The organism is Deltaproteobacteria bacterium (genome assembly GCA_016213065.1).
In the GTDB taxonomy this organism is placed as follows: domain Bacteria; phylum UBA10199; class UBA10199; order SPLOWO2-01-44-7; family SPLOWO2-01-44-7; genus JACRBV01.
On the sequence record JACRBV010000087.1, the window covers coordinates 1 to 2976 of the forward strand.

Consider the following 2976-nt stretch of genomic DNA (forward strand, 5'->3'; position numbering starts at 1 on the left):
CAAATCGGAAAACGTGCTGGTGACGATGAAAAACGGCAAGCCTGTCGTGAAAATCATTGACTTCGGCATCGCCGTAAGCCCCGCGAAATACAGCGGTGCGTTTACGGGGAGTATTCCGTACATGGCGCCCGAAGTGGTGTTGGGATTGCAAGATCAGGTTGACGCGAGGGCCGATCTTTTTTCCGGAGGTGTGCTGATGTATTACTGCGTCACATGGGGCGCAACCGCATTTTATCGCCACGCACCCCGCGGAGATACCCAAAAAATACGAAAGATCATCGAGAAGGAAAAATTGCCACCGCCGCCTTCCCATGCCCACAACAGAAATCCTGACTTTCCGAAATTTTACGACACCATCATCATGCGGCTGATTGCCAAAATGCCAAAAGACCGTGTTTACACCAACGCAAGGTCTGTCTTTAACGCCCTCAGAACACAATTACCCGATGCCTTTATCGATGATTCAAACGGCTCGTCGTCAGCCCGCGCCGCCTATCTGATTCCACAGGGCAACAGACATGTCGGAAGAGAGAAAGAACAGGAAAAACTTTATGGATCGCTGGAGAAAATGGTTGATTCCACAAGTGTCCGACACTTACAGCCTTCCGTCTTTGCCATCGCGGGAGAAGAAGGTCTGGGAAAAAGTCATCTGCTGGAAAAGTTGAAACAGAAGGCGGGAGAAAGGGGGGCGGATGTTTTTCTTGATGCCATCTCTTTTCCCGCGGATGCTTTTTGTTGCGACAATTGGGCAAACCGGCTGACACAGCATCTGGCAGAAACAAGCAAACCCTCTGTCATCCTGATCGACAACCTTCACGAGTTTCATCAGTGGATTCGGTTGAAGCCCGACAGCGTGGAATTGAAACGGATAAAGAATATTTTTGAAAGAACGGTGGGGCTTGCTTTTTCCAGACGGCAAAAGCCGGAATTGTTTGGGGACATCCCTCCCCTGCTGATCGTTTTTACTTTCAATCCTTCTTCCGTTTCTTTGGACAATCTCATCTCCACTTTTTCCCTCCCGACTCATTTTTTGGAAAAGATGTGTTTGAAATCTTTCGGTCTTCTTGAAGTGGACACGTATCTGAAAGCGACATTGGCATTGAAGGACAAGATTTTGCCTCAAAAATGGGTGGAGAGTCTCTGCCGGCAAACGGAAGGGATTCCGCGCGAATTAAGGGAAAGACTGCAAACATTGAACAACAGAGGAATGCTGTTTGACAGCGACGGAAGCATTTTAATTGCGGGCGTGGATGAAGAATCGGTTTCACAAAGCGAAGAGCAAAAAAAACCCCACCCAGCACCCGAACGCGCCTTCTCAATCTCTTTCACCAATGCGATGAGGATGAGAAACGTATTTTGAAAGTTATGGCCATCAGGCAGGAGCCGATGGCGTTCAATGAACTTTTTCATTTTCTACCTCTGCTGTCCCTGAAACAAAAATTGGGGGGGATGGTTGCAAAGAATATTCTATCCACGACTTTTGATGAAGAAGCCTATGATTTTTACAACAAGGATTATTTTCCGACCTTGATCCACGATGAAATGCTGGATGCGGAAGAGAGATATTATTGGCATGAGAAGATAGCGAAATATCTGAGCCATGCGTCATTACGATCCGCCAAAGCTGGAGAAGCAATCTCCCGTGACACTATCGAATGGCACCGGTGTTACAGTCACCCCTCTTCCCAAACATTCCGGTCCATTTTCCGTCTTGCGCGCAAGTTATTGGCGCGAGAGGGAGACGTGGTCCGCGCCCGAACGCTATTGGAATACGGGATTGAAAAAATTCCGACGAACAGGTCCAAACTGTTTGCCTGCCTCGCGGCACAGTTGATGGATGCTTATCAGCAAGAGGGGCGATATGAGAAAGCGGAGAAGGTATTTGAAAAGGCAAAAACAAATTTCGGCAGTGCAACGAAAGAAAATATCTGGTCTGCCATTCTGGACACAAAAATGCTGGGACTCAGTTTGCAACAGGGACATTTTGAAAAAGCAAAGGGAATGCTGGAGAAAGGCATTGTCAAAGGCCCACCGACTTTGCGTCTGACATGGAAAAATTATGAAGCCCGATACTATTATGAACTGTCGCAAAGGGACGTTGACAGAAAAATGGAATTGCTTAATCAGGCCAAAGAGCTTTTTGAAAAAAACAAGAAAGCGGAAAAGCTGTTGCCTCAAGATTTACAGCTTAAAATAAAAAACAACAATTTGGGACTGGTGCTAATGAATCTTGGCGATTACAAAGCGGCGGTCAAAGAACTGGGCGAAAAATTGGGTCACCACAAAAAAAAGGGAAATCTTTTTGGCATTCTTTCGATACTGATAAATCTTGCAGATACCTATCGCATGTTGAAAAATTTCAAGACGGCGATAATCCACGCCAAACAAGCCGTTGAGTTGGCCAAAAAGACGACACAGGGGAAATGGCTGAATCATGCACACAAAGCATTGGCAAATGTTTATCACGATGGAGATCAGTTTGAAAAAGCTCTTCTGGAAGATGACCGATGTCTTGCCTCTTCCTCTGTATTATCGAATCAACAGGAACATTTTCAAAATTGCATGAATATCTGGACTCATAAAGGTCATTGTTACAAAGAGCTGAAACAATTTGACAAGGCAATCGTTCATTTTCAAACTGTTCTTGAGGCAAAGGCCAGTCCTCTCCTGATGATGTGGGGGCATGAAGGAATTGGAGAAGTTTATTTTCTGAAAGGTGAAATGGAACAAAGTCTTAAACGTTTGCGGAAGGCAAAACAGTTTTTGGAAAAGACGCCTTCCGATTTTGCGGAAGGCTATCAGTTTCCGATCATAAAATTTTTGATACAAATTTACTGTTGGCTAAATTTTAAAAGTGGACTTTTGAAGTTTTAAAAGTGTACTTTTTTAATATCCTCCGCCCTTACGATTTGTTCTCCAACAAGCTTGTGTTTTGCCCAGATTCTGATTTTGGCGAGTCTGGTCTTTAAATCAAAA

The 2976-nt window shown here is 45.0% G+C and carries 2 protein-coding genes; both read left to right on the forward strand.

What is annotated here, in order from left to right:
- Positions 1-1360 (forward strand): protein kinase (locus HY877_05170; GenBank protein ID MBI5299667.1); only part of this gene is annotated, 1360 nt, incomplete at its 5' end.
- A gap of 5 nt (positions 1361-1365) precedes the next feature.
- Positions 1366-2874 (forward strand): tetratricopeptide repeat protein, encoded by a 1509-nt coding sequence (locus HY877_05175; protein ID MBI5299668.1) that lies wholly within the window; start codon positions 1366-1368, stop codon positions 2872-2874.
- Positions 2875-2976 lie beyond the last annotated feature (102 nt).

What these genes read in the sequence shown, in the direction of transcription:
- HY877_05175 (MBI5299668.1), top strand. Translation starts at nt 1,366, where the DNA reads ATGGCCATCAGGCAGGAGCCGATGGCGTTCAATGAACTTTTTCATTTT.